This window comes from Streptomyces sp. NBC_00984 (assembly GCF_045162475.1).
In the GTDB taxonomy this organism is placed as follows: Bacteria; Actinomycetota; Actinomycetes; order Streptomycetales; family Streptomycetaceae; genus Streptomyces.
In genome coordinates this window covers 7859648-7885570 of the sequence record NZ_CP108734.1, presented here as the reverse complement: position 1 = coordinate 7885570, position 25923 = coordinate 7859648, and the positions used below count along the sequence as shown (strand labels likewise).

14 protein-coding genes and 2 pseudogenes are annotated in these 25923 nt (G+C 73.2%); 5 read left to right on the top strand and 11 right to left on the bottom strand.

Going from position 1 to position 25923, the window contains the following annotated elements; all coding sequences use genetic code 11:
* Nucleotides 1-142: 142 nt before the first annotated feature.
* The 4 genes and pseudogenes from OG520_RS35140 to OG520_RS35125 form a co-directional block, all read right to left on the bottom strand.
* Nucleotides 143-838 carry a response regulator gene (locus tag OG520_RS35140; RefSeq protein WP_399331808.1) on the bottom strand — a complete coding sequence of 232 codons (696 nt, stop codon included), beginning with the start codon at nt 836-838 and terminating at the stop codon, nt 143-145.
* Complete coding sequence (locus OG520_RS35135; protein ID WP_406016634.1) at nt 810-2261, bottom strand: sensor histidine kinase; 1452 nt, start codon at nt 2259-2261, stop codon at nt 810-812. Before OG520_RS35135 ends, OG520_RS35140 begins: the two co-directional genes overlap by 29 nt.
* Before the next feature lie 31 nt (nt 2262-2292).
* A pseudogene (locus tag OG520_RS35130) lies at nt 2293-2448 on the bottom strand (alpha/beta hydrolase fold domain-containing protein); the annotation flags it as partial.
* Nucleotides 2449-2492: 44 nt separating this feature from the next.
* Nucleotides 2493-2828, bottom strand: a pseudogene (locus tag OG520_RS35125) (alpha/beta hydrolase); the annotation flags it as partial.
* Between the two features lie 657 nt (nt 2829-3485).
* On the opposite strand from OG520_RS35125, the gene OG520_RS35120 reads away from it, so the two are divergent.
* The 3 genes from OG520_RS35120 to OG520_RS35110 all read left to right on the top strand — a co-directional run bounded on the left by OG520_RS35120 (nt 3486) and on the right by OG520_RS35110 (nt 8088).
* The gene (locus OG520_RS35120) at nt 3486-5594 is read left to right on the top strand and encodes a DUF4139 domain-containing protein (protein ID WP_406015792.1); all 2109 of its coding nucleotides are present in this window, start codon (nt 3486-3488) and stop codon (nt 5592-5594) included.
* Between the two features lie 6 nt (nt 5595-5600).
* Nucleotides 5601-7163 carry a DUF4139 domain-containing protein gene (locus OG520_RS35115; protein ID WP_406015791.1) on the top strand — a complete coding sequence of 521 codons (1563 nt, stop codon included), beginning with the start codon at nt 5601-5603 and terminating at the stop codon, nt 7161-7163.
* A gap of 124 nt (nt 7164-7287) precedes the next feature.
* Nucleotides 7288-8088, top strand: coding sequence for an SAM-dependent methyltransferase (locus OG520_RS35110; RefSeq protein ID WP_399331798.1), 801 nt, complete (start codon nt 7288-7290; stop codon nt 8086-8088).
* Nucleotides 8089-8358: 270 nt separating this feature from the next.
* Here the strand turns inward: OG520_RS35110 and OG520_RS35105 are convergent, their stop codons facing one another.
* Entirely contained in the window at nt 8359-10140 is a 1782-nt protein-coding gene (locus tag OG520_RS35105; protein WP_406016633.1) for a helix-turn-helix domain-containing protein, read from the bottom strand.
* 201 nt (nt 10141-10341) lie between these two features.
* Here OG520_RS35105 and OG520_RS35100 point away from each other — a divergent pair, with 201 nt between their 5' ends.
* Nucleotides 10342-11355 carry a hypothetical protein gene (locus tag OG520_RS35100; protein WP_399331796.1) on the top strand — a complete coding sequence of 338 codons (1014 nt, stop codon included), beginning with the start codon at nt 10342-10344 and terminating at the stop codon, nt 11353-11355.
* A gap of 327 nt (nt 11356-11682) precedes the next feature.
* The gene (locus tag OG520_RS35095; RefSeq protein WP_406015790.1) at nt 11683-12657 is read left to right on the top strand and encodes an alpha/beta hydrolase; all 975 of its coding nucleotides are present in this window, start codon (nt 11683-11685) and stop codon (nt 12655-12657) included.
* A gap of 19 nt (nt 12658-12676) precedes the next feature.
* Here OG520_RS35095 and OG520_RS35090 read toward each other — a convergent pair whose 3' ends face one another.
* From OG520_RS35090 to OG520_RS35065, 6 genes are read right to left on the bottom strand one after another with little or no spacing between them, the layout of a single operon-like run.
* The gene (locus tag OG520_RS35090; RefSeq protein WP_406015789.1) at nt 12677-13159 is read right to left on the bottom strand and encodes a hypothetical protein; all 483 of its coding nucleotides are present in this window, start codon (nt 13157-13159) and stop codon (nt 12677-12679) included.
* Nucleotides 13156-22122, bottom strand: a complete 8967-nt coding sequence (locus OG520_RS35085) for an amino acid adenylation domain-containing protein (protein WP_406015788.1) — start codon at nt 22120-22122, stop codon at nt 13156-13158. Before OG520_RS35085 ends, OG520_RS35090 begins: the two co-directional genes overlap by 4 nt.
* Nucleotide 22123: 1 nt before the next feature.
* A complete protein-coding gene (locus OG520_RS35080; RefSeq protein ID WP_389978813.1) occupies nt 22124-22909 on the bottom strand; it encodes an ABC transporter ATP-binding protein in 786 nt (261 codons plus the stop codon).
* Nucleotides 22906-23865 carry a FecCD family ABC transporter permease gene (locus OG520_RS35075; protein ID WP_406016632.1) on the bottom strand — a complete coding sequence of 320 codons (960 nt, stop codon included), beginning with the start codon at nt 23863-23865 and terminating at the stop codon, nt 22906-22908. The genes OG520_RS35080 and OG520_RS35075 overlap by 4 nt, the downstream gene beginning before the upstream one ends.
* Nucleotides 23866-23897: 32 nt before the next feature.
* Nucleotides 23898-24920 (bottom strand): FecCD family ABC transporter permease, encoded by a 1023-nt coding sequence (locus OG520_RS35070; RefSeq protein ID WP_406015787.1) that lies wholly within the window; start codon nt 24918-24920, stop codon nt 23898-23900.
* On the bottom strand, nt 24917-25915 hold the full coding sequence (locus OG520_RS35065) for an ABC transporter substrate-binding protein (protein ID WP_399331782.1): 999 nt from the start codon (nt 25913-25915) through the stop codon (nt 24917-24919). The genes OG520_RS35070 and OG520_RS35065 overlap by 4 nt, the downstream gene beginning before the upstream one ends.
* Nucleotides 25916-25923 lie beyond the last annotated feature (8 nt).

Here is a 25923-nt window from a genome sequence, read left to right as displayed (position 1 = left end):
AAACCTCCGTTCGTGGTCCCACCATCGCCCAGGGAGGGCCCCCGGCACATCGTCCCCGCACAGTGATTCCCGCCTACCACGACTGCGGTATCCGGTACGCCGGACTACTGCCGGGGCCATCCGCGGAACGCCGTGCCGACGGCTACGCGGGCACTTCCGGGCCGTCCGGCTCGGCCGCCGGACTGACCAGCCCGCACTGATAGGCGACGACCACGAGCTGGGCACGGTCACGCGCCGCCAGCTTGGTCATCGCCCGATTGACGTGGGTCTTGGCGGTCAGCGGGCTGACGAACAGGCGATCGGCGATCTCATCATTGGACAGACCCAGGGCGGCGAGGGCCGTGACGTCGCGCTCCCGCGGCGTCAAGCACTCCAGCCGCTCGTGCACGGCCTCCGGGCAGGGATCCGGCTGGGCCAGGAACCGGGTGATCAACGCCCGCGTCGCCGTCGGGGACAGCAGCGCCTCGCCGCCCGCGACCGTGCGCACGGCATCGAGAAGCTCCTCGGGTCGCGCACCCTTGCCGAGAAAGCCGCTCGCGCCCGCACGCAACGCCTCGGCGACGTGCTCGTCGTCCTCGAAGGTGGTCAGAATGAGCACCTTCACGCCTGCGAGGTCCTCGGACTCGCTGATGAGCCGGGTCGCCTCCAGGCCGTCCATCTCCGGCATGCGGATGTCCATCAGGACCACATCCGGGTGCTGTGCGCCGGCCAGCTCGACCGCCTCGCGCCCGTTGGAGGCCTCGGCGACGGTCTCCATGTCGTCCGTGGCGTCGAACAGCATTCTGAAGGTGCCCCGCAGCAGGGCCTGGTCATCGGCAAGCAGTACGCGAATCGTCATGCCCGTCTCTCCGATCCCGTGCCGGGCCGGGGCGCAGCGGCAGTTCTGCCGTCACGGTGAATCCGCCCTCGGGGCGTGGTCCCGCGTGCAGCCTGCCCCCGATCGTGGCAGCCCGCTCACGCATGCCGATCAGCCCGTGACCGGCCCCGGGGCGAGGACGGCGCGGTCCGGCGGATCCGTCGTCCTCGACGGTGATCGTAAGCCGCTCCCGGTGGTAGTGGAGGCACAGCCGGGCGTGATCGGCTCCGGCGTGTTTGCGCACATTGGTCAGGGACTCCTGCACGATGCGGTACGCGGCCAGGTCGACCGCCGGATCCAGTGGTTCGGTGTCGCCGCACCGGGAGTGGCTCACGGCCAGCCCGGCGCGTTCGAACGACGCCAGCAGGGCCGGCACCTGCGCCAGGCCCGGCATCGGATCGCGCGGCACCACCGGATCGTCGGACTGCCGGAGCAGGCCCACGGTCACCCGAAGTTCGTCCAGCGCGGAGCGGCTGGTGTCCCGGATGTCCTCCAGCGCGGTGAGGATCTGTTCCGGCCGCTGGTCCACCAGATGGACGGCAACGCCCGCCTGCGCGTTGATCAAGGCGATGTGATGCGCGACGATGTCGTGCAGTTCGCGCGCGATCCGGACCCGTTCGGCCGCCACTCGCTGCCGCGCCTCCTGCTCGCGGGTGCGCTCCGCGTGCTCCGCCCGTTCCTCCACGGCCACCACATAGGCGCGGCGTGAGCGCACCCCGTCCCCGACCGCGGCCGGCAGGGCCGTCCAGGCCAGCATCGCGACCGTGTCCGGTGCCAGCAACGACTGCGGGGTGAACATCGCGGCGGTGCTCACCAGGACGCCGGCCGAGACGACTGCCGAGGTCCAGGCGGTACGCCGGTCGGTACGCACGGCCACGGTGTAGACGGCCACCAGAACCGGGCTCACCACCAGCGGGCTGTCCCGAACTCCGAGCAGCTGAAAGGTCACCCCGCAGCCAATGGTGACGGCCAGTACGCCGAACGGGTGGCGACGCCGCCGCAACAGTGCGGAGCAGCCGACGGCCGCCACCAGCACCGCGGGCCAGCGCAACAGGAACTGGTGCCTGTGCGGATCGAGCGAGGCGGCCACGACCGACAGCACGAACAGCACGGCCGCGCCCCCCGCGTCCACCGCGCGGAGCCGGGCCTCTGTTCCCGGCCGCCAACCGTTGATCACCGCCATGCCTCCACCGTAGGGTCGACGGACGAATCGGGCATCGTCGCGCCGGGGCGGGAGCGATCCGCTACGTCTGCCGTCCGCCGGCCCCTGCGCCGGGCCGGTTCCCCGTGCCGGACTGCGCGAGGAGGCGCCGGAGCCAGCGGGTACGGGCGTCGCGTGCGTCCCGGCTGAGGGCCGCCCGGGGCGCCAGGCCGTCGAAGCCGTGGGGGGCACCGGGCCACACATGCAGTTCGGCCTGGCCGCCGGCCTGCCAGATCGCGTTCGCGTAGGCCACGTCCTCGTCCCGGAACATCTCGGCCGACCCGACCTCGACATAGGCCGGAGGGAGTCCGGACAGGTCCGTGGCGCGGGAGGGAGCCGCGTAGGGCGGCTCCCTCCCGCGCCGTGGCGGTCGCCCAGCAGCGCCTTCCACACGGTCGCGCCGGAGGTGAGGTCCCACCCGCCGAGGCCTGTCATCTGATGACTGGAGAAGGTGCTGCCGCGGTCGTCGAGCATCGGGCACAGCAGCAGTTGCCCCAGTGCCCGGGGGCCGCCGCGGTCACGGGCCAGCAGGGCGAGGGCCGCGGCGAGCCCGCCGCCGGCGCTCTTCCCGCCGATGACGATGCGGTCCGCGTCGATGTCCAGTTCGGCCGCGTGCCCGGCCGCCCAGACGAGTCCGGCGTAGCAGTCCTCCAGCGGTTCCGGGTACTGCGCCCGCGGCGCCAACCGGTACTCGACCGAGATGACGGCCAGTTCCAGCGGGAGCGCCCACTCGCGAAGAATCCGCGGAAGCACGGACCACGCGTTGCCCATGACCATCGCGCCCCCGTGCATGTAGTACAGCAGCGGCAGCGGCCCGACGAGCCCGGACGGCCGTGCGCTCACGAGCGTGACGTCCGGCCCGCCCGGCGGCCCCGGCACCCGGAGCTCCGCCACCTCGAAACGGCCGTCGGCGCGAAGCTCCTCGGCCGTCGGCCTGGGCCGGGCCGCGGCATCCCGTTCCTGCCGGGCCTCCAGATTGCCCGGGGTGAGCGGCTCCCCGGCCTCCTTGCCCAAGGCGGCCACCGCGACGCTCAGCTCGGGGTCCAAGGGGGGCACCGCCTTCGCTGCCGGGACAGCGCCGGACTCCGACGGCGCACCACGGACACTCATGCCCCAGCCCCCGGTCGGACAGCGGGACACCGCCCGGCGCCCTCGCCGCAACAGCTCGCCGCCCCCGCAGGCGTGCACCAGGGGAGTAGTCGCGTGGGACCCATACGGCGTAGCCAACCACACCATCGGCGCGACAGACCGCCGTACGCCGTGTTCCGTCAAGGCGTCGGGGCTGTCGGCGGCGCGATCCGCTGAAGCAGCGGTACACGAAGGACGCCTCCGCGGTGACGGAGATACCGGCTGCCTGATTCGACGCGGACGCACGGACCGGCCGGGCGTAGGCTTCGCCCAGCATGTACGCGACGGGGGGCGGAGCACATGACGGCTGAGCCGGCACGGAGGTGGGGGTCGACCCTCGATTCGGTCGTGGTGTACGCGCAGGGCGCGGTCTGCCGGCGTCTGGCCCGGGGCCGCGTGGCGTCCGACGGCCGGGTGCGGGTGACGGGACTGCCGCGCTCGCTGGACCCGGGCTCGTTGCGGGCCCGTGTCCTGGGCGCCCCGGGGGTGCGCGTCACCGAGGCCCGGGTGGAAGTCGAGGCCGAGCCGCTCGGCACGGGCACGCCCGACGAGTTGCGGCGCGAGGTCGAGCGGCTGGGCGACGAGCACGCGGCGGCGCGGGGACGCCGGGACCGGCAGCTGGGCCTGATCGAGGAGATCAGGGCCCTCCACCCGGTCCCGCCTCCCCGCAGACGCGAGGACCCGCACCGCCGCACCCCGGTCGACGCGTGGCTGGAGCTCGCCGACTTCGTCGACGAGCGGCTGGCGGGACTGCACAACCGCCTCGTCGAGCTGGAGGCGGCACTGCGCAACGTCGAGCACGAGTTCACCGTCGCCGCCGACAGGCTCGCCCGCGCCTCCACCGACGCGCCGTCAGCGCACCTGGAGACCACGGTCTGCGCGGTCCTGGCCCTCGACGGCTCCGGTGACGCGGAGGTGGAACTGGAGCTCGAGTACGGGGTTCCGGGCGCCGTCTGGGTGCCGGCCTATCGCCTGACCCACCGTCAGGGCGACGGCGGCGGCCGTCTGGTGCTGCGCGCCTCGGTCGCCCAGCGGACCGGCGAGGACTGGACCGGCGTACGCATCGCCCTGGCCACCGCCGACCTTCGGCGCCGCACCGACCTGCCGAGGCTCCGCTCGATCCGGATCGGACGCAGTCAGCCCGCCCCCGCGCCTTCCGGCTGGCGCGAGCCCCCCGCCGGGCTCGTCGACCTGTTCTCCGGGTACGACGCCGCGGGCCCAGGCCCGGCCCCGACCGCCCTGCCCGCGGCTGCCGTGGCCGGGCCAGGGGCCATGGGTGCCGCGGGCGGCTACGCGTCCGATCCCGCTCCGCCACCGCCGCCTCCCCCACCACCGGCACCGGCACCGGCACCGCAGGGCTACGGCGGCCCGCCGGCCCCGGCGCCCGGCGGATACGGCGCTCCCCCGGAGGCCTTCGGCGGCGGGATGCCCGCCCTCGCACAGCCGGGCGGTCCGCGACCGGGCGAGAGTCCGCGTACCCGGGGCATGCCGTTCGCGGGGGCCCCCGCCCCCATGGCGCCCGCGGCTCCCGGCCGGGCTGTGCCGCCACCCCCGCCGGCACCGGTGGCAGGTCCGCCGCAGCCGAGCGGCACCGAGCTCGACTATGCCGCCCTTGTCCTGTGCGGCCCCGGCGAGCAGGGCGGTCGCCGAGGCCGGCTGTTCCCCGGCTCCCCCTTCGACCCGGTGGCAGTCGAGTACCGCCGCCGCGCCGAAGCGGTGGCCGCGCTGCCGCTGCCCGGACAGGCCGTGCGGCCCCGTGAGTCGGCGGGTTCCTTCGACCACCGCTTCGATGCCACCGCCCGCGCCGACATTCCGTCGGACGGAACCTGGCACACCGTCACCGTCGGCGAGATCCCGGTCGGCCTGCGTACCGAGTACCTCTGCGTACCGTCCGTGGAGCAGACGGTGTACGCGACGTTGGTGCTCTCCAACGCCACCGACCAGGCGCTGCTGGCAGGCCCGGTGGAGGTCACCGTCGACGACGACTTCCTGCTGACCGCCGCACTGCCCACGCTCGCCCCCGGTGGTGTCCGCCGGGTCGGGCTCGGGCCGGCCGAGGGCATCCGGGTCACCCGCCGTACGAACCTGCACGAGTCGACCTCGGGCCTGCGCAACAACACCACCGTGCTCGACCACCGCGTCCGCGTGGAGCTGGCCAACGGGCTCGCGAGGCCCGTCACCGTGGAAGTCCGCGAGAGGGTGCCGGTCACCTTCGAACCGGACGCCCGGATCGAGGAACGGGCCGACTGGACGGCACCCGAGGAGGGCACGGGGCCCGATCGGCATGCGCCGGGCACCCGCCTCTGGCGACTGGACCTGCCCGCAGGCGCCACTGCCGCCCTGGACGGCGGCTACGAGATCCGCATCCCGACCGGCAAGGCCCTGGTCGGCGGCAACCGCAGGAGCTGACACGCCATGTCCACGGCCCCGAAGCCGATCGCCCTCCCCGTCACCGCCGTCACGTGCCTGGAGGACCGCGCCCACATCGAGCGAGCCGTCCTGCTCGACCTGGAGGCCGGGGTCCAGCGGCTGCGTCTCGGGCCGGTCAGTGCGCTGGCCGTCGACCGGACCCTCCATGCCGAGCTGACCGCCGATCACCCCGCGAGCGTGCTCGACGTGCGGATCATCCGCAGCTGGACGCCGCGCGGGCCGCTGCCGCCCACCGACGGCGACTCCGCCCTGCGCCACCGCGTACACATCCTCGAAGAGGAGCAACTGGCCCTGGGCCGGAGCCGCGACCGGCTGCATGCCCGCCTCGACCTGCTCGGGCGCCTCGCCGCCGATCTGCTGCGGGAGATCGGCGAGGGCGCCGGCTCCGGGGAGACCGAACGGTCCCGCTGGGCCCGGGAACTGGACCGGGTGGACGAAGAGCGCGACGAGCACGGTGAACAACTCCGCACCGTGGAAGCCCGGTTGGCCGCCCTCGCTGTCGAACTCGGGGAAGCCGAGCGGGCCATGCAGCTCTCCGAGGACGAGCCCGCCGAGCTGGTCGGCCATATCGAATTGACCGTGGAGGCCTCGGCCGCCGGGCCGGTCGGGCTGCGCCTGAGCCACCTCACCCCGTGTGCGCTGTGGCGCCCCGCCTACCGGGCCGTGCTCGACGGGGACTCCCTGACGCTGGAGACCGACGCGATGGTCTGGCAGCGCACCGGTGAGGACTGGTCGGACGTACGGCTGACACTGTCGACGGCCCGCTCGGCGCTGGCCACCGATCCGCCACGGCTGGGCGAGGACCGGCTGACGGTCATGGACCGCTCCGCTGCGGAGCGCCGCGCCGTCGACGTCGAGCTGCGCGAGGAGGAGATCGGGACCCTCGGGCCGGCCCCGGTGCTCGGCCTGCCAGGGGTGGACGACGGCGGCGAGGCGCGGGTGCTGAGATCCCCCGCGCCGGTCTCGGTGCCCGGTGACGGCCGCGCCCACCGGGTGCCGCTCTCCGCGTTCACCACAGCCGCGCCCAGTGAGTACGCCTGCTCACCGGAGTTGTCCCCGCTGGTCACCCAGGTGGTGCGGTTCGACAATCTCTCCGGCCACGCGCTGCTCGCCGGGCCCGTGGACCTCGTCCGCGGCAGCGGATTCAGTGGCCGCGGCACCCTGGACTTCACCGCCCCCGGTGCCCCCGCCGAGCTGGCCTTCGGCAGCTGCGACGACTACAGGGTGATCCGGCAGGCCGAGGAGTCCCGCGACTCCGCCGCCCTCACCCAGCGGACCGTGGTGACCCACACGGTCCGGCTGCACCTGTCCCGGTTCTCCGCCCCCGGGGAACTCGGCGAGCGGGTGGTCGTCCTTCGGGAGCGGATCCCGGTCTCCGAGGTCTCGGCGGTGGAGACCCGCCTGCGCAAGGACGCGTGTTTCCCGGCACCCGACGCGGTCGACGCCGAGGGCATCGCCCGCTGGGACGTCAGCCTCCCACCCGGCAGCCGCCGCACGGTCACCCTGGTCTACGAACTCTCGGCGAGCGCCAAGGTCACCGGGCTCTGAGCACGGTGGGCCGAACGCCCGCCGAGCGACTTCCGCCGACCGGCGGTGCGGCGCGGATCACCGGGGTACCGTTACCGAAACCTGGGCCCGACCTGGCCTTTCATGCCGCACGAGGTGACACACGATGAACGACCACGCGCTGTCCGCGACACATCCCACGAACGCGCACCCCGCCCGCGTCTACAACGTCTGGCTGGGCGGCAAGGACCACTATCCGGTGGATCAGGAGGCAGCCGAGCTCGCTGCTCGGGCGAACCCGACGATTGTGCCGTCGGTCCGGGCCAACCGGGCCTTCCTCGGCCGCGCCGTACGTCACCTCGCGGCGACCGGGGTCCGTCAGTTCCTCGACATCGGTACGGGCATTCCCGCCGCGGAGAACACCCACGAGGTGGCCCAGCGGGCCGCTCCCGAATCGCGTGCCGTCTACGTCGACAACGATCCGATCGTCCTCTCCCACGCGCGGGCGCTCCTGGTCAGCGGCCCCGAGGGACAGACCGACTATGTGCAGGCCGATGCGCGGGACGTGGACACGATTCTCGACGCGGCCTCCCACACCCTGGATCTGGACCGGCCGGTCGGCCTCATGCTGGTGGCGATCCTGCAGTACATCAAGGACGCCGAGGACCCGTGGGACATCACCCGCCGGCTGCTGGACCGCCTCGCCCCGGGCAGTCACCTCGTCCTGTCCCATCCGGCCGTCGACGTCACCGCCCCCGAGGTCGCCGAATCCATGCGGATCTACAACGAACGCGCCGCCAGCCACGCCTCCGCCACCCCGCGCACCCACGACGAGGTGCAACGATTCTGCGATGGCCTGGAGATCCTGGAACCGGGCGTTGTCACCCTGACCCGCTGGCGTCCCGGACCGTCCGACACCCCGGACGACACCCTGCCCATGTGGTGCGCCGTCGCCCGCAAGGCTTAGGGCCTGTCCGGCGACTTCCCCGGCCGGCGCCTCGGTCCCCTGCACACCATCGCGTGCAGGGAGCACCGTACAACTGGTGAACGGGATCGGTGGTGTTCGGCTTCGTCGGCGGGCCGGCGCCCGGCATCGGACGGGCCGGCATCAGCTGGTGCACGGCGCGTCCCCGCATGACGGGCAGGCGTCCCCGCCGAGCGCCGGCCGCGCCCGGCAGGGACGCCGTCCAGCCGAACCGGCCCTGATCCGGACGGCGTCGCACGAGCCGGCAGAGCCCTATCCCGCCGTTCGCCGCATGGTGAGGGCCAGGTGGACCTGGAGCGCGTGGTCGCCATGCCGCCACAGCGGGCCGAGCAGCGCCGAGATCCGGTCGATGCGCTGGTAGAGCGTGTTGACATGGACGTAGAGCGCGGTGGCGGTACGGCTCAGGTTGCCGTCGCAGGCGAAGTAGGTGAGCGCGGTGCGCACCAGTTCGCTGCCGCGGGTCTCGTCGTACGCCAGCAGCGGACCGATCGTGCGGCGGACGAAGCGGTCCAGTTCGTCGCGGCCCGCCGCACCCAGCAGGATGCCGTGGATGCCGAGATCGTCTCGGCAGGCGCCCTCGCCGACACGGTCCAGCGCGACCAGTGCGTCCAGGCAGCGGGCGGCGTCGCGGTGTGCCTCGACGACGGCCACCGCGCCGGGTGCGGCGGGCTCCGCGCCGACCGTGACAGGGTGTCCGGTCCCGTCGGTCAGCAGTTCGGCGAAGGTGCGGGCAGCACCGCCGGGGTCGTCGACGGCGGGCAGGACGACCACCGTGTTGCCGCCGTACTCCCCCGCGATGCCGCCGAGCCGGGTGGCATGGCCGGCCGCCAGTTCCGTGATGCGACGCCGCCTGGCGTTGTCCCCGCCCCGGGCCACCAGCACCACGTGGTCGCGCTCCAGGTCGAGGCCGACCAACGCGGCCCGGCGGCGCAGCCCTTCGGGGTCACGGTGCGGAGAGCCCAGCAGGTCTTCGAGGATCTCGCCGCGCAGCCGGCGCTCGGCCTCCGAGACCGTACGTTCACCGAGAAGCATGAGGGCGGCCGCCTGGGCGGCCCGTTCCAGGGCGTGGATGTCGGAGGCGTCGAGTCCGCCGCGTACGAGCAGCAGCGTGCCGAGGTGTTCGTCGGCGGCGACGATCGGGGTGACACAGACGGTTCCGCGCGTCGCGGAGCCGCGGCGGGCCCGAGCCTGCGCCATCTCCCGTACGAGGTCGGCGGGTTCGGGCGGTGCGTCGCCCGCCGAGGCGAGCGGCCGGTCCTGCGCGTCGAGGACGAGGACGCTGCCACGCAGTACATCGGCGAGCTCCGACGCCAGCCCCGTCGGACCGCCGCCGTCGAGCGCGACGGCGGTGAGCCGCTCGTGGACGGCGGCGGTCTTGCGGACCTCTTCGAAGAGGGTGGCGTTCTCGATGGCGAGGGCGGCGTGATTGGCGAGCGAGATGAGCAGGTCGACCTCGTCCGGCGAAAAGGGCCGCACCCGGCGGTTGGCGGCGAACAACACCCCGTAGACCTGATCGCCGAACTTCAGCGGTACGCCCTGGATGGCCACCAGCCCCTCCGCGCCGATGACGCCGTCCACGTACGGGGTGTGCGCGAAGCGGGCGTCGTTGGGGTAGTCGGCGGTGTGGTACGGCACGGCGGTCGCGGCGACCAGTCCGCCGAGACCGGTACCGGCGGCGAGCCGGCCGGTCTTGAACCCGTCCGTCGTGATGCCGTCGGTGACGCGTACGTACGTGTCGCCCTCCTCCGGGTCGGAGAGCAGCAGATACGCGACGTCGGTGCCGACGAGAGTGCGGGCTCGGCTGACGATGGCCTGCAGGACGTCCTCCAGATCGCGCAGCGAGGCGAGGTCGCCGGCGGTCTCGTAGAGCGCGGCGAGCGCGGCCTCCCGGCGGCGGTGGGCCGCGAGCCTGGAGCGTATCTCCAGGGCGTCGTCGACGAGTTGCGGTGCCGCTGCCACGGCGCGGAACTCCGTCTCGTCGGCCTCCTCGCGCAGCAGGCGCAGCAGGGCACCGGTGGTCTCCGGCTTTGTCATCACCCGGCCAGTGATACCGCACCGCCGCCGCCGTGCACACCGGGCGACGGAGAGAATCTCCACTCATCGCCGTGGACGACGTGGCTCACCTCCATTTCCCGCGGAGTGGTGCACGGCCAACCATGGCCCCGTCCGTCTTCCTCCGTGACCCCGGCTACCGCCCCCTTTCCCCGGACGGACACCAGTGAAGGAGAGCGCACGATGAAGCTCAGTTCCCTGCGGTCCGCCGCTGTCACCCTGGCGGCCGCCCTGGCCGCGGCCCTGGGGCTCACCGCCCCCGCCCACGCGGGCGAACCGGGCCTCCCCCGGCTCAACATCACCGATACCTACGTCACCGGCATCTCTTCCGGCGGGTTCATGGCCTCGCAGCTCCAGGTCGCCTACTCGGGCACCTTCAAGGGCGCGGGCATCGTCGCCGCGGGTCCGTACTACTGCGGCAAGGGTGGCATCGTCGTCGGCCTGATCGCCTGCGGTACGGGACTGATCTCGACCGACCCGGAAGGCATCGAGCAGATCGTCCGCCGCTGGTCGGCCGAGGGACGGATCGACCCCGTGTCGAACCTGGCGGGCAAGCCCGTCTACACGTACCACGGCACCAAGGATCCCCTCGTCCGGACATCGGTGAGCGACGAAGGAGTGCAGCTCTACCGGGACTTCGGGGCCCGGACCGCGTACCACGACACGGATCCGGCGGGGCACGGCTGGCCCACTCCGAACGCCCCGCTGAGCTGTGGCACCACGTTCTACCCGTTCCTGATCAACTGCGGAAACGATCCGCAGGGGGAGATGCTCGGTCACTGGCTGGGGCAGGTGAACGCACCGTCCGCCGCCCAGTCGGGCACCGTCAGCCGGCACGACCAGAACCGGTATGTGCCGGGGGGTCTGGCCCAGTGGTACAGCATGGGAAGCAGCAGCTTCCTCTACACGCCGGACTCCTGCGCGGCGGGGGCGGCGTGCAAGCTGGTCGTCGCCCTGCACGGCTGCATGAGCGACAACAAGTTCGTGGGTGACCGGTTCGCCCGCGAGTCCCATCTCAACGAGTACGCCGACACCAACAACCTGGTGATCCTCTATCCGCAGACCGACATCAGCCTCCTGCGCGGCAATCCCCAGGGCTGCTGGGACTGGTGGGGATACACGGGCAGCGACTACGCCCAGAAGTCGGGACCGCAGATGCGCGCCATCCTGAGTGAGGTGCATGCGCTCGGCGGCTGACAGGTACGCTCCGCCCTGCCGTGGAGGCCGAGACGTCGAGGCGGATCTCGTGGTGTGGCGTCGTACGCGGGTCCTCTGCTGTACGGCGTCCACGAGCCCGCCGGGCGGCCCGGCGATCACCTCGTGCCGGGCAGGCTCAGTTCTTCGATGAGCGGACCGGTCGGCGTCGGGAGGAGTACCTGCCGCGGGTTGCGCTTTGCGGGCGGGCCACGACGATGGAACGGGAGAGCTTCGACCGGGGGCGGGTCACCAGCGGGGGCGATCATCAGCCGCGGCCGGTGAAGCCGCGAGAACAGGGCACGTATGTGCTCGTGACAGGGAGTGAACATGACCGAGCTTCCTCCGCCGATCACCCCTTGTCTCGAACCCGCCGCGAAGGAGTTGGCCGAGGCGACCGATCCGCACCCGCGGATCTACGAGGTTCCGCCCGAGCAGGGCCGTGAGATCCTTCTCGGCCTGCAGAGCGACCCGAGCGTGCCCCGGCCCGATGTCGACGAGGAGTGGGTCGACGTGGACGCGGGCCGGTGGGGCACGGTCCGCACCCGCATCATCCGGCCCCGGGGAGCCACCGGACCGCTGCCCGTCGTCTTCTTCATCCACGGCGCCGGGTGGGTCTTCGGCGACGACAGGACGCACGACCGCCTCTTCCGCGAACTGGCCGTCGGCGCCGGTGCGGCCGGGGTCTTTCCCGTCTACGACCGCGCGCCGGAGGCGAAGTACCCCACCCAGGTCGAGCAGAACTACGCCGTCGGCCAATGGGTCCTGGAACACGGCGCGGAGCACGGCCTGGACACCTCCCGCGCGGCCGTGACCGGCGAGTCGGTCGGCGGCTGCATGTCGGCGGTGTTCGCGCTCATGAACAAGGAGCGCGGCGGCATCGGCCTCAAGGCGCAGGTCCTGCTCTACCCGGTGACCGACGCCGACTTCGACACCCCGTCCTACCTGCAGTTCGCCGAGGGCTACTACCTCACCCGCGACGGCATGAAGTGGTTCTGGGACGCCTACACCACCGACCCCGCCCAGCGCACCGAGGCTCACGCCTCCCCGCTCCGGGCCCCCCTGGAACAGCTCCGGGGACTGCCCACCACCCTCGTCATCACCGACGAGGCCGACGTCCTGCGCGACGAGGGCGAGCAGTACGCCAACAAGCTCCGCGAGGCCGGGGTCGACGTCACCTCCGTCCGCGTCGCGGGCATGGTCCACGACTTCCTCCTCCTGGACAGTCTGCGCGACACCCGAGCCGCCGACGTGGCACGCAGACTCGCCGTGGACGCCCTCAGAACGGCGCTGCACGACGGCTGAGAGAGCCCGGCACCGGTCCTCACGCTCCCACGCCCTGTGAAGCCGACAGCCGGGCGCGGTAGCGGCGCGGTGCCCGTCGCTGCCTGCCCTGCTCGGGGAGCAGGGCGTACGCCGGGTGGATGCCGGGCCTGGGGGTCGCTGCCGCGGGCGGGACGACGCATCCGGTGGCGGACCTGCGCCCTGTCGGCGACCGAGTCGAGGCCTTGTCGGACCAGGTCACCGGCCGCATCTGCCGGTCGGCCTCGCAGTCGTTCTTCCAGCGGCCGGGCAGGTCCGGGGTGACGGCGAGGGCGGTGCCCGTCCCGATGACCGCCACACCGCTGCCGAGGACCCTCTCGGCGGTGACGCGCCGGGTGATGCCGCCGGTGAGCATCAGCGGGAAGGACCTGGTCCCGACCAGGTCCTTCGCCAGGTCCAGGAAGCAGGCCTCACGGGTCCGGGTCCGGGTGCGGCGTTCCCATGACCACCGGTCGGCGGTCGGCGGTCGGCGGTCGGCGGTCACGTCATGACTTCGCGACCTCGGTCCGGGGCAGCCTCGTGGCTCCGGCGGCGGCGAACAGGCAGAAGCCGAGCACCCGCGGCCCGCAGGGCGTCGGAGTCGAGCCGGCCGGCGAGAGAGAACGTCGACTGCACGGTGTACGGGTCGGGGCGCTCGGTGCGCGAGTGCCGCAGCATCACCTCCTGCAAGGGGGTGAGCGGCTGTACGTCGGCGACCGGGCGGTCCCGGTCGAGTGCCCCGATCTCCGGTGCGGCGGCGATCCGCAGGAGCGCGGTCCGCAGGTTCTCGGCCAGCTCCTCGACCTCGGCGGCAGTGAACAGCGCGGACGGCCAGCTGATCCGGACCCCGAGCGCGTCGTCGCGCACGAGGGCGTTGACCATCAGGCCGTACGGCAGGGGCATTGCGTCGGAGCCGCCCGAACCGAGCGGGTCGGCGTCCGGGGGCGCCTGCCACGGCGTCTCCCGGTCCGGGGCGCCGGGGTACTGGCCGAGGTAGTTCCAGGCGATCTCCGGTTCCACGGGGTCCAGGAGGCCCGCCGTGGTGAGAATGCCGTAGCCGAGGCCGTCGCCCTGGGCGCGCAGCCGCTCCCCGACCGCCTTCACGTCGTCGCCCGCGTCGAGCCGTACGGGATGGACGGCGGTGAACCAGCCGACGGTCTGGGACAGGTCGACCTCCCGTGGACGGCCGTGGCTCTCCAGCGCGACCAGCACCTCCGGCATCCCGCGCCAGGCCCGTACGGCCTGAGCGAGCGCCGTCAGCAGCACGGCGTCCGGGGTGGTGCGGTAGGCGGCCGGCAGGGTCGTGATCAGGGCACGGGTCGACTCGGCGTCGAGCGCGATCTCGTGGTGCGTCGCGGTGGCCACGGTGTCCCGGGCGGGGTCGAGCGGGCGGGTGAGGGCCGGTGTGGCGCTCATCCGCTGCCAGTGCGGCAGTTCGGTCCGCCGGTCGGCCCCGCGCAGCGAACGCGCCCAGCCGAGGAACGACTGGCCGTGCCGGGTGAGCGATCCGCCGGAGTGCGCGTGTTCCAGGTCGTCCAGCAGGACGCGCCAGGACACACCGTCGACGACCAGGTGGTGAGCGACGAGGGCGAGTCGGCCCGGCCGGTCCGGTCCCGCGTCCACCCACAGCACGCGCAGCACGGGACCGGTGCGCGGGTCCATCGACTCCCGGGCGGCGGCGATCCCGGAGTCGACCGTGGCCCGCAGGTCGTCCGCCGCCCGGACGCAGGTCAGCACCTCGGCACCGGTCACCGCGCCGACCGGCGGGATGTGCAGCATGTCGCCGGCCAGGTGGGCCCGCAGCACGTCGTGCCGGGCCAGCAGATCGTCGAGCACGGCCTGCCAGGTCGTTTCGTCGCCGCCGGGCGGGACGCAGATCTCCACCCACTGGCAGAATCCGTCGGCGGCCGCCCCGGAGCGGCGCAGCAGGTCCCGCATGACCGGGGTCAGCGGCGCGTCCCCGACCGCGGGTGCTGCACCGCCGTCGAGGGCGCGGGCCCGCGCCGCGATGCCTGCGACCGTCTCCCCGTCGAACACGTCCTTCGGGGTCAGGCCGAGTCCCTGGCGCCGGACCCGCGAGACCAGTTGCAGCGACACGATGCTGTCGCCGCCGATGTCGAAGAAGTTGTCGTCGGGGCCGATGTCGTCGGTGCCGAGGACGTCCCTGAACACGCCGAGCAGGACCGCCTCCGCCTCGGTGGCGGGTTCGCGCCGTGCGGCGGCCGTGGTCCCGGGGGCCGGCAGCGCGGCGGCGTCGAGCTTGCCGCTGGGGGTCAGCGGCAGCCGGTCGATCGGGACGAGCGCCGTCGGCACCATGTGGTCGGGCAGTTCCTCGGTCAGGTACGCACGTACCCGTGCGGTGTCCAGGTCGGCGTCGTCGGTCGGGATGACGTAGCCGACGAGCCTGCCCTCCCGCATGATCACGGCGCAGGCGCGCACATCGGGGTGGCTGGTCAGAGCGGACTCGATCTCGCCCAGCTCGACGCGGAAGCCGCGGACCTTGACCTGGTGGTCGGCGCGGCCGAGGAACACCAGCTGTCCGTCCGGCCGCCACCGCACCAGGTCGCCCGTGCGGTACATCCGTTCGCCCGGCGGGCCGAACGGGTCGGCCACGAAGGCGGCGGCGGTCAGGGCGGGTCGGCCGAGGTAGCCGCGGGCCAGGCTCGGCCCGCCGAGGTACAGCTCGCCCGTCACGCCGACGCCGACCGGCTGGAGTCCGCCGTCGAGGACGTAGGCGCGGACATTGGGGTCGGGGCGGCCGATCGGCGGCGGCCCGGCGTCGTCCGGGTCGTAGTGCCAGGTCGTGGAGTTGATCGTGACCTCGGTCGGACCGTAGGCGTTGAACAGCGCCCGGCGGCCCCGGCCCCAGCGCCGCGCCAGGTCGGGGTCGAGGCGCTCGGCGCCGACGACGAAGAACACCGCGGGGTCGACGGTGCGGTCGTCGGGCATCGCGGCCAGGAACGAGGGAAGCAGGTTCACTCCGGTCACCCGGTGCTCGACGATGTAGTCGAGCAGTTCGTCGCCGGGGACGCGTACCTCCTCGGGCGCGATCACGGACGTGCCGCCGGAGAGCAGCGGCACCATGGTCTGCCAGAACGCGACGTCGAAGCCGGTCGACGCGAAGTGCAGGTACCGGTCGTGCTCGGTGACCCCGACAACCTCCTCCTGAAGGGCGATCAGGTCGGGCACACCCCGGTGGGTCACGCCGACGCCCTTGGGCCGCCCGGTGGTTCCGGAGGTGTAGATGACGTAGGCGAGCGCGTCCTCGGTGAGCCGGGCGCGCGCCTCGGCCGGGTCGGTGTCCGGTGCAGACGCGAGTGTGGCCGGGTCGTCCAGCCGCAGGATCGGGATGCCGCGGTCGACGGGCGGTTCGGCGCCGGTCGTCACGGCGGCGGCCGGGGCGATGTCGTCGAACATGTAGGCCAGCCGCTCGCGCGGGTAGCTCGCGTCCATCGGTACGTACACGGCGCCCGCCTTGGCCACGCCGAACAGTGCCACGGTCATCTCGACGTCGCGGCCGAGCAGGACCGCGACCGGGTCCTGCGGTCGTACGCCGCGCTCGATCAGCGCGTGGGCGAGCCGGTTGGCCTGCCGGTCCAGGTCGGCGTAGCTGAGGCTGCGGTCACGGCAGACCAGGGCCTCGGCGTCGGGCTTGCGGCTCACCCAGGCGGCGAACTCCTCCAGCCAGTGGCCGCGGGCCCTGGCGGGGACGGCGTCGGTGCCGGTACGCAGCATCCACGCCCGCTCGTCGGCATCGAGCGCGGGCAGCCGGATCGCGGGCCGTGACGGGTCGTCGACGATCTCCCGCAGGAGGTTGTGGAGCCAGCGGCCGTAGTCGCGCACGGTCGCCCCGGCGAAGGCGCGCGGCTGGTGGCCGAGGCCGATCGTGATCTCCTCGTCCGGAATCACGATGACGGTCAGCGCGTAGTGCGTGGCGTCGGTGATGTCCACCCCGGCCAGGTCGAGCCCGGGGGCGAGCGGCGTGCGCCTGCGGCTGGAGAGCGGGAAGTTCTCCATGACCAGCATCGTGTCGAACAGCTCGCCGATGCCCACCGCCCGCTGGATCTCGGGCAGACCGACGTGGTGGTGCTCGGCCAGTACGACGCTCTCGGCGTGCACCTGTGCCATGAGGTCCAGCGCGGTCCGGTCCTGGGCGTGCCTGACGCGTACCGGGACCGTGGTGCCGAGTTGGCCGATCATCGACTCGACGCCGTCGACCTCGGCGGGCCGCCCGGACACCGGGCAGCCGAACACGACGTCGCGACGCCCGGTGAGCCTGCCCAGCAGCAGCCCCCACGCCGTCTGGAACACGGTCGTCAGGGTGACGCCCCGCTCGCGGGCGAACGCGCGCAGCCGGTCACTGAACTCGCGGCCCAGCGCGACGGTCTCGCGGCCGGGGCGTTCGACGCCGGTCCCGGTGCTCGCGGGTGCCAGCCGCGTCGCGTCGTCGACGCCGGCCAGCGCGTCCCGCCACACGGCGAGCGACGCCTCCCGGTCCCGGCCCGCCAGCCACCGGAAGTACTCCGACAGCGGCGGGGCTGCAGGTGCGGCGGGGCCGCCGCTCAGCTCGGCGTAGATGGCGAGCAGGGTGCGGCCGACCAGCGGCATCGACCAGCCGTCGAGCAGGGCGTGGTGATTGGTGATCACCAGCTTGTGCTCGGCGGGCCCGACACGGGACAGCAGGAAGCGGATCAGCGGCGGCCGGGCCGGGTCGAAGGGGCGCTCCAGATCGGCGCGGGCCGCTTCGGGGAACCGGTCGTCCTCCCGCCAGTCCAGGGCGACGTCGGTGGGGATCACCTGCACCACGTCGTCCCCGGCCGTGCCGAGGTACACGCGCAGAGCGGGGTGGCGGCGCAGCAGTTCGCGTGCGGCCTCGGCCATCCGGTCCGGCTCCAGCTCGCCGGCCAGGGTCGTCACGGCCTGGACGACGTAGACGTCGGTGTCGTGGTCGTCGCGGACCAAGGTGTGGAAGGACAGCCCGACCTGCAGGGGTGTGGCGGGCAGTACGTCGGCGATGCGGCCGGTGCGTTCGAGGGCGTCGATGGCGGCCTGGTCGAGGTCGACCAGTGGCAGGTCCGACGGGGTGAGCCCGCCCGGGGTGTGGAGCGCGTGCGCGGCCAACGCGTCCAGAGCCGCGGCCCAGGCCTGCTGGAGGGCCCCCACGGCGTCGGCGCCGAGCACCCCGGTCGCGGCGGTCCACTCGACGGCGAGCCGTGGCTCGTCCCCCTCGTGGACGAAGCAGTTGAGGGCCAGCACCTGTTCCAGGGCCTTGGCGTCGGGCTCGGTCACCGAGAAGGCGTCGCGCTCCGGCAGGTGCCATCCGGTTCCGGTCAACGGGGTGAACCTGCCCAGGTAGTTGAGCAGCACGTCCGGTGGCGGGGTGGCCGCGAGCTCGCTGCCGGCCTCCGGGTCGAGGTAACGCAGGACGCCGTAGCCGACACCGCCGTCGGGGACTGTGCGCCGGGCCTCCTTGGCGGCGCGGAGCGCCTGCCCCACGTCGTCGGACGCGGGGACACGCACCGGGTACTCGCTGGTGAACCAGCCGATGGTGCGGGACAGGTCGAGGTGTTCGCGGCCGTGGCCCTCCATCGAAACGGTCAACTCGTCGCCGCGCAGGCCCCAGCCCCGCAGGGCGAGCACGAGCGCGGCCAGCAGCACCTCGTCGACACCGGCGCGGTACGCCGCGGGCAGGGTGGTCAGCAGCGCCTCGGTGGCCTCGGCCGAGGCCACGGTGACCGAACGGTGGGCGGTCGACACCGTGTCCCGCGTCCGGTCCAGCGGCCGGGCACCCAGCCGGGACGCGGAGCCGAGCGCAGTCCGCCAGTGATCGAGTTCGCCGCGCCGCGCGCCGGATTCCCCCTGGCCGGCGAGGAGCATGGCGTGCCGCCGCCAGGACGCCCCGACCGGATCGAGGGTGCCGCCCGTGCAGGCCGTGTGCAGGTCGGGCAGCAGGATGCGCCAGGACACACCGTCCACGGCGAGGTGGTGCACGACGACGACCAGCCGGTCCGACGTGTCGTCGCCGGTACGGAGCAGGGCTGCCCGCAGCAGGTCGCCCGACCGCGGGTCGAGTTCTCCGGCCAGCCGCCGGGCCAGGGTGGTCACGTCCTCGCCGTGGACCTCGTCCACGACGGCCCGCACCATGCCGCGGGGCAGGGTCTCCAGGCCGTCGCCTGCCCGCAGCCGCAGTGCGTCGTGGTGATCGAGCACGGCCTGCACGCCCGTGACCAGGTCGTCGTGGTCGAGTTCGTCGACCCGCAGGGCGGTCCACTGCGCGTATCCGGCGACGACGTCCACGTTCGGGTGCGGGTCGAGCAGGCCGCGCGCGATCGGCGGAGCGGGCACGGGCCCGATCGGGTCGTCCACCGGCCCGGCAGCCTCCTCCAGCAAGTCGGCGGAGGCTGCCAGAGCGGCGAAGCTGCGGCGTGCCAGCAGGTCCCGTGGCCGCAGTCCGAGGCCCGCCGCCCGCAGTCTGCTGCTGACGGTGATCGCGGTGATGCTGTCCCCGCCGAGGGCGTAGAAGTCGTCGTCCACGCCGACCCGTTCGACATCGAGCGCCTCGGCAAGGACTGCGCACAGCAGCCGCTCCCGCTCGGTGCTCGGCTCCCGGCCCCCGCCGCCGGGCAGCGCGGGCACGGGCAGGGCGGCGTGATCGAGCTTGCCGTTGGGCGTGACCGGCAGCCGGGGCAGCACCACCACGGCCGAGGGCACCATGTGCTCGGGCAGCCGCTCGGCCAGGTCGGCACGCGCCTCGTCCCCGGTGACCGAGGCGGACACGACATAGCCGACCAGCCGGGACGACCGCACCGCGGCGGCCGCCGCGGTGACCCCGGGCACCGCGGCGAGCGCCGCCTCGACCTCGCCGGTCTCCACCCGGTGGCCGCGGATCTTGATCTGTCCGTCGCCCCGGCCCCGGTACTCCAGGCCCCGGCCGGGCACCCAGCGGGCCAGGTCGCCGGTGCGGTACATCCGCTCACCCGGCGCGCCGAACGGGTCGGCGACGAAGCGCTCGGCGGTCGCCCCGGGCCTGCCGAGGTAGCCGCGGGCCAGGTGCGGTCCGGCCAGGTACAGCTCGCCCACCGTGCCGTGCGGCACCGGCTGAAGCGCGCTGTCCAGCACACGGATCCGGGTGCCCGCGAGCGGGTGGCCGATCGTCGGCTCGTCGCCGTCGATGCGCGCGGTGGTGCTGTCCACGGTCGCCTCGGTCGGGCCGTACATGTTGCGCGCGGTGACCCCGGACTCGGCGATCCGCCGCCACAGCGCGGGCGGGGTGACCTCTCCGCCGAGGACCAGCAGCGTCGGCCGCAGGTCCAGCAGGCCGGCGTCGACCAGTGGCGAGGCCATCGACGGGGTGGTGTCCACGATGTCGATGCCGTCGCGGGCGTACGCGGCGAGCAGGGCGTCGGCGTCGCGGGCGGTGTCGGTGTCGTAGACGTGCAGTTCGTGCCCGCACAGCAGCCACACCAGGTGGTCGAAGGCGGAGTCGAAGGCGAACGAGTAGGTGTGGGCGGCGCGCAGCGGTCCGCCCGCGGCCCGCTCGGCCTCGGCGAGGACCGTCGACCGCTGGTGGTGCAGCAGCGCGGCCAGGCCGCCGACCCGGCCGAGCACGCCCTTGGGGCGTCCGGTCGACCCGGAGGTGTGGATGACGTAGGCGAGGTGCTCGGGGTGCCGCAGCGCGGAGAGCTCATGGGCCGTCAGGGGTGCGTCGGACAGCCCGGCGGCCTCACCGAGCAGGGTGCTCCACGGCAACCCGTCGACCGCGCCGGCGGTCAGTACCAGCGCGGGCCGGGTGTCGTCGATCAGCTCGCGCAGCCGCTCGGGCGGATACGCGGCGTCCAGGGGCAGGAACGCGGCGCCGGCGTCCAGCACCGCCAGCAGGGCGACCACCGAGTCGGCCGAGCGCGGCAGCGCGAGCGCCACGACGTCGTCGGCCCCGATCCCGCGGGCCCGCAGTGCGCGGGCCAGCCGGTGCACCCGGCCCGCCAGGTCCGCCGCGGACAGCCGGTCGTCACCGCTCACCAGGGCCGTACGCCGGGGATCGGCGGCGACCATCGTGTCGAACGCGGTCGGCACGTCCACCGGCGTGCCGGGCAGCGCGGGCGGGCACCAGTCGGCCGGCAGCCCGTCCACGTCGCCGGTCAGGGCGATGCGCCCGACGGGCAGGCCGTCGGTCAGCCCGGACAGCAGTGTGCGCAGCCCCGAGAGCAGGCTGTCGACCGCGGCCTGGTCCTTGGACCGGGCGTCGACCTCGAAGCCGAGCAGCAGCCCGTCGTCACGGGTCGGCAGGACGCTCAGGCCCATGTCCTCCGGCGGACCGCCCGCGACGTTGCGCATCACCCCGCCGGCCCCGGCGAAGTCGATCGTCAGGTCGAACGCCTTGAGGTTGATCCCGCGCCCGTGGAGCAGCACGCCCGCGCCCGGCACTCCGAGGTCCCGCGGCAGGTCCTCGCCCCGGTACCGCTGGTGTTCACGCATCTCCCGCATGGCGGAGGCGACCCGCCGGCTCAGCTCCCCGAGCCCGTCCCCGCCGCGCACGGTCACCCGCAACGGCAGCACATTGACCGCCATGGACGGTGTGCGCAGCTCGGTCGAGCCCGCCCGGCACATCAGCGGCAGGGCGAACACCACGTCGGTGCGGCCCAGCATGCGGTGCAGGAAGGCGGCGTAGCCGGCGATCAGCGCCTCGCCCCAGGTAACGCCCTCCCGGTCGGCGAACGCGCGGAGCCGGGCCGTCTCGTCGGGCGTGACGACGGCACGGGCGGTCAGGGTGTGGCCGGGCGAACCGGCGGCGGTGCCGGGATCGCCGAGGTCTCCGAGGTCGGGCAGCGGGGTGAACCGCTCGACCCAGTAGGCGCGGTCCTCGGCGAACCGGTCGCCGTCCCGGTAGGCCCGGTCGGCGGCGACGAGGTCGGCGAAGCCGCCGAAGGTCGAGCGCGGCACCTCGGTCCCGCGCACCAGGGCGGTGTAGCGGGCGGCGGTGCGGCGGGCGAGCATCGCGGCGGTGTAGCCGTCGAAGACCAGGTGGTGGCCGAGCTGGGTGTACCGGACCTCGCGGTCGGACAGCTTGATGACGGTGCGTGCGTACAACGGCCGGTCCACCATCCCCCGGCATGCCTCGGCGGTCCGCCCCCGCTCGGCGTCGACGAACGCCTGGGCCGCGGCCACGGGATCGGCCGCGCCACTGAGGTCGACCACCTCGGGCAGCTCGACCGGCTCCTCGCTCACCGCCTGGCGCGGCCCGTCCGGGGTGTCGTACACCCGTAGCCGGAGGGTCTCGGCCTCCTCGGTGGTCGCCCGGACCGCCTCGGCCAGCGCGTGCGTGTCGATCGGTTCGCCGCCGGATATCTCCACCACGTCGCCGACCACGTAGTACGGCGAGTCGGGTTCGAGGCGCTGCGCGTTCCAGATGCCCAACTGGGCGCCGGTCAGTGCGAGGAGGCCGTCCGAGGGCACGCTTGCGGGGCTCAACTTACTCTCCTTGAAGTGTGGGAACGACCATCGGTGTGCCGGTCACCGGGTCGGGGACGATGACGCTCGGCAGGTCGAACACGTCCTTGATCAGCGCGGCGTCCACGATGTCCCCGGGGTCGCCCTCGGCGACCACCCGGCCGTCCTTCATGGCGACCAGGTGGTCGGCGAACCGGCATGCCTGATTGATGTCGTGCAGGACCGCGACCACCGTGCGGCCCTCGTTGCGCAGCCTGGCCAGCAGGCCGAGCAGCTGGTACTGGTGAGTGATGTCGAGGAACGACGTCGGTTCGTCGAGCAGCAGGTAGGGCGTCTGCTGGGCGAGCACCATGGCCATCCACACCCGCTGCCGCTGTCCGCCGGACAGCTCCTGCACCGGCCGGTCGGCCAGGTCCTCGACACCGGCGGCGGCCATCGCCGCGTCGACGGCCGTCTCGTCGTCCCTCGACCACAACGCCAGCATCGACTGGTGCGGGAACCGTCCCCGGCCCACCAGCTGCCGGACCTTGATGTCGTCGGGTGCCAGCGGGTCCTGCGGCAGGAAGCCGAGCTTCTTGGCCAGTGCCTTGGTCGCGTAGCCGCCGACCTCGCGGCCGTCGAGTTCCACGTGCCCGGAGTCCGGGCGCAGCAGCCGGACCAGCGCGCTCAACAGGGTCGACTTGCCACAGCCGTTGGGACCCACGACGGCGGTGAACGCACCGTCGGGGACGTCGAGGCTCAGACGTGTGGCCACGATCCGGTCTCCGTAGCGCAGGGTGATCTCCCGCGCCGTCAGGCGTGCGGTCACGCGCGCCTCACCTCCTTGGTCAGCAGCCAGATCAGATAGCAACCGCCGATCGCGGTACTCACCACGCCGACGGGCAGCGCGACGGGCGCCAGCAGCATCTGGGCGATCAGGTCGGCGCCCTGGAGCAGCACCGCTCCGGCCAGCGCGGCCGGGAGCAGTGGTACTCCGGTCGCGCCCGCGAGCCTGCGGCCGATCTGCGGGGCGGCCAGGGCGATGAACGCGATCGGGCCGGCCACGGCGGTCACGGTGGCCGTACAACCGACGCCGACCAGCACCATCAACAGCCGCAGCCGGTCGAGCCCGACCCCGGTGGTCACCGCGATCGCGTCGCCGAGCGAGGCCTGGTGCATGGCGTGCGCCCGGGTGGTCATCAGGATCAGCAGCACGGCGATCACCGAGAACGGAATCCCCAGGTCGGCCCAGCCCACGCCGTTGAGCGAGCCCGCGCTCCAGCCGACGGCGGCGATCGCCACCTCCAGATCGGCGCGCAGCACGATCCACGAGTTGATCGCGGTCACCATCGCGTTGAACGCGATTCCGATGACCACCAACCGCAGCCCGGAGAAGCCCCGTTCGAACGACAGCAGGTAGATCGCTGCCGCGACGACCAGCCCGCCGAGCACCGAACCGACGGCCAGTTGGGCGGACGTACCCGACAGCAGGGTGATGGCGACCAGGGCTCCGGTGTAGGCGCCCGCGTCGAGGCCGATGACGTCCGGGCTGCCCATCGGGTTGCGGGTGAGGTTCTGGAAGATCGCCCCCGCCACGCCGAGCGCGGCGCCGAAGACCAACCCGGCCATTACCCGCGGCAACCGCCAGTCCCGGATCACCACGGAGCGCTCCGCCCCGGTCAGTACGGCGAACACCCTGCCGGGGGAGGACCACGACGCCCCGTAGCACAGCCCGAGCAGGGCCAGGCCCAGCATCAGGGTCACCAGCACCGCCACGAGCAGCATCGTGCGGCGTTCGACTCTCAGTCCGAGTGCGGTCACAGCGATCCCGCCCCGTAACGGCGAACGGCCCAGATCAGCATGGGGCCGCCGAGGAACGCGGTCACGATGGCCACCGGCACCTCGCCGGTGGGCAGCAGTACCCGCGACCCGATGTCGGCGACCAGCAGCAGGATCGGACCGAGCACCATCGTGTAGAGGATCAGCCATGGCACCGAGCCCGCCGCCGGCTTGCGTACCAGGTGCGGCACGATCAGCCCGACGAACAGGGTCGGCCCGGCCACCGCCGTCGCCGCCCCGCTGAGCACGGTGATCAGCACCAGGGCGGCGGCCCGTACCCGGCCCACGCCCGCACCCAGTGTCTGCGCCACGCTCTCGCCCAGCGTCAGGGCGTTGAGCGCCCGGCTCAGCAGCAGCGCGCCGAGCAAGGACACGGCTATCGCGGTCAACGGCAGCGCCAGCGGTGCCTGTTCGCGGGCCGCGAGCGACCCGACCGACCAGAACCGGTAGGCGTCGAAGACGTCCGGCAGCATCAGCCTCATCCCCAGCGCGACGCCGCCCAGCACCGCGGTCAGGGCCACGCCGGTGAGCACCAGACGCAGCGGTGAGCGCTGCCCGACCGCGGCGACCAGCAGGGCCGCGAGTACGGATCCGGCGATCGCGAAGCCCAGTTCGCCCGCCTGCCCGGCGGCCGGCCCGAGCGCCGAGCCGATGGTGACGGCGAACCCGGCGCCCGCGGTGACCCCGAGGATGCCGGGCTCGGCCAGCGGGTTGCGGGCCAGCGTCTGGATCAGCGCGCCGGCCACCGCGAGCGCGGCGCCCACCGCGATGGCCAGCAGCGCGCGCGGCGCCCGGATGTCTCGCACGATCACCTGGTCGTCGGTGCCCTGGTGGTCGAACAATGCCCGCACGACCTCGGCGGGCGGAACGTGGCGGGCCCCGACGCCCATGCTGAGCACGGCGATCACTGCCAGCAGCAGCAGTCCGCCGACGAGCAGGCCGATCTGTGGCCCGGCCCGCCCGGTTCCCGCCGTCCGGGACGCGCGGCCCGCAACGGTCACCGGTTCAGCAGCGGAGCGAGCGACTTGTCGATCGCGTCCAGGGTCTGAACGGCCTCGCCGTAGGTCGCGGCCTCGGTGTAGCGGAACGGGAAGGCCTTCCCGGCCTTGACGGCGGGCAGGTTCTTCCAGAGCTTCGAGTCCAGGACGTACTGGACGGACTTGGGGACGCTGCCGTCGGCGTTGACCGAGTAGGTCATGACGTCGGCCTCACCGAACGCGGCCGGGAGCTCCTCGATGGACGGGTACTCGCTGACCGCGCGCGAGCCGGGGCCGGGCTCCTTGACCTTGCCGTAGTACTTCGCGCCGAGGTCCTCGGCGATGTTGGTGCCCCACGAACCGTTGAACTCGCGCTGGAAGGTGCCCTTGGCGACCTCACCGTACGCGCCGACATGACCCAGCTTGAGCCGGGGCAGCACGTCCTTGTACTTCTTGGACAGCTCTGCGGCCTTGGCCTCGTACGTGTTCTTCGCGATGTCGAACTGCTCGAGTGCGCCCGCGGCGTCGGCCTGCTTGTGGGACAGCTCGCGCCATGCGGAGGGCACGGTCGGGCCGATCGCCACGACGGGGGCGATGGACTCCAGTCGCTTGATGTCGATGTCGCCGAGCACCGGGGCGGGTACACCGATGACGATCAGGTCGGGATCGGCCTCGGCGACGGCCTCGTAGTTGGTCTCGGCGGCCTGCTCGCCCGCCACCTTGGTGAGCTTCTTGTACGTGGCCAGGTCTTCCTTGGTCATCATCGGCTCACCGCGCTTCCACGACGAGATTCCGACCAGTGGCGCGTCGGCCTCGATCATGACGGGCACGGCATAGCCGGTGGCCACCACCCGCTTCGGGTCGGCGGGGATGGTGATCTTGCCGTTGTCCGCGGCGAACACCCGGGTCTTCCTCTTGTCCGAGGCGTCCGACCCGCCCTCCGACGACGACCCGCACCCGACCAGGACGAGGGCCAGCGACACGGCGCCGACCAGGCCGGACGATCTGCGTATGGACATGTAGTGCT

Coding starts and splice junctions, on each gene's coding strand:
- OG520_RS35140 (WP_399331808.1), bottom strand. CDS start 838: ATGACGATTCGCGTACTGCTTGCCGATGACCAGGCCCTGCTGCGGGGC.
- OG520_RS35105 (WP_406016633.1), bottom strand. CDS start 10,140: ATGACAAAGCCGGAGACCACCGGTGCCCTGCTGCGCCTGCTGCGCGAG.
- OG520_RS35120 (WP_406015792.1), top strand. CDS start 3,486: ATGACGGCTGAGCCGGCACGGAGGTGGGGGTCGACCCTCGATTCGGTC.
- OG520_RS35115 (WP_406015791.1), top strand. CDS start 5,601: ATGTCCACGGCCCCGAAGCCGATCGCCCTCCCCGTCACCGCCGTCACG.
- OG520_RS35135 (WP_406016634.1), bottom strand. CDS start 2,261: ATGTGTGGCCCGGTGCCCCCCACGGCTTCGACGGCCTGGCGCCCCGGG.
- OG520_RS35065 (WP_399331782.1), bottom strand. CDS start 25,915: ATGTCCATACGCAGATCGTCCGGCCTGGTCGGCGCCGTGTCGCTGGCC.
- OG520_RS35075 (WP_406016632.1), bottom strand. CDS start 23,865: ATGCTGCTCGTGGCGGTGCTGGTGACCCTGATGCTGGGCCTGGCCCTG.
- OG520_RS35110 (WP_399331798.1), top strand. CDS start 7,288: ATGAACGACCACGCGCTGTCCGCGACACATCCCACGAACGCGCACCCC.
- OG520_RS35100 (WP_399331796.1), top strand. CDS start 10,342: ATGAAGCTCAGTTCCCTGCGGTCCGCCGCTGTCACCCTGGCGGCCGCC.
- OG520_RS35095 (WP_406015790.1), top strand. CDS start 11,683: ATGACCGAGCTTCCTCCGCCGATCACCCCTTGTCTCGAACCCGCCGCG.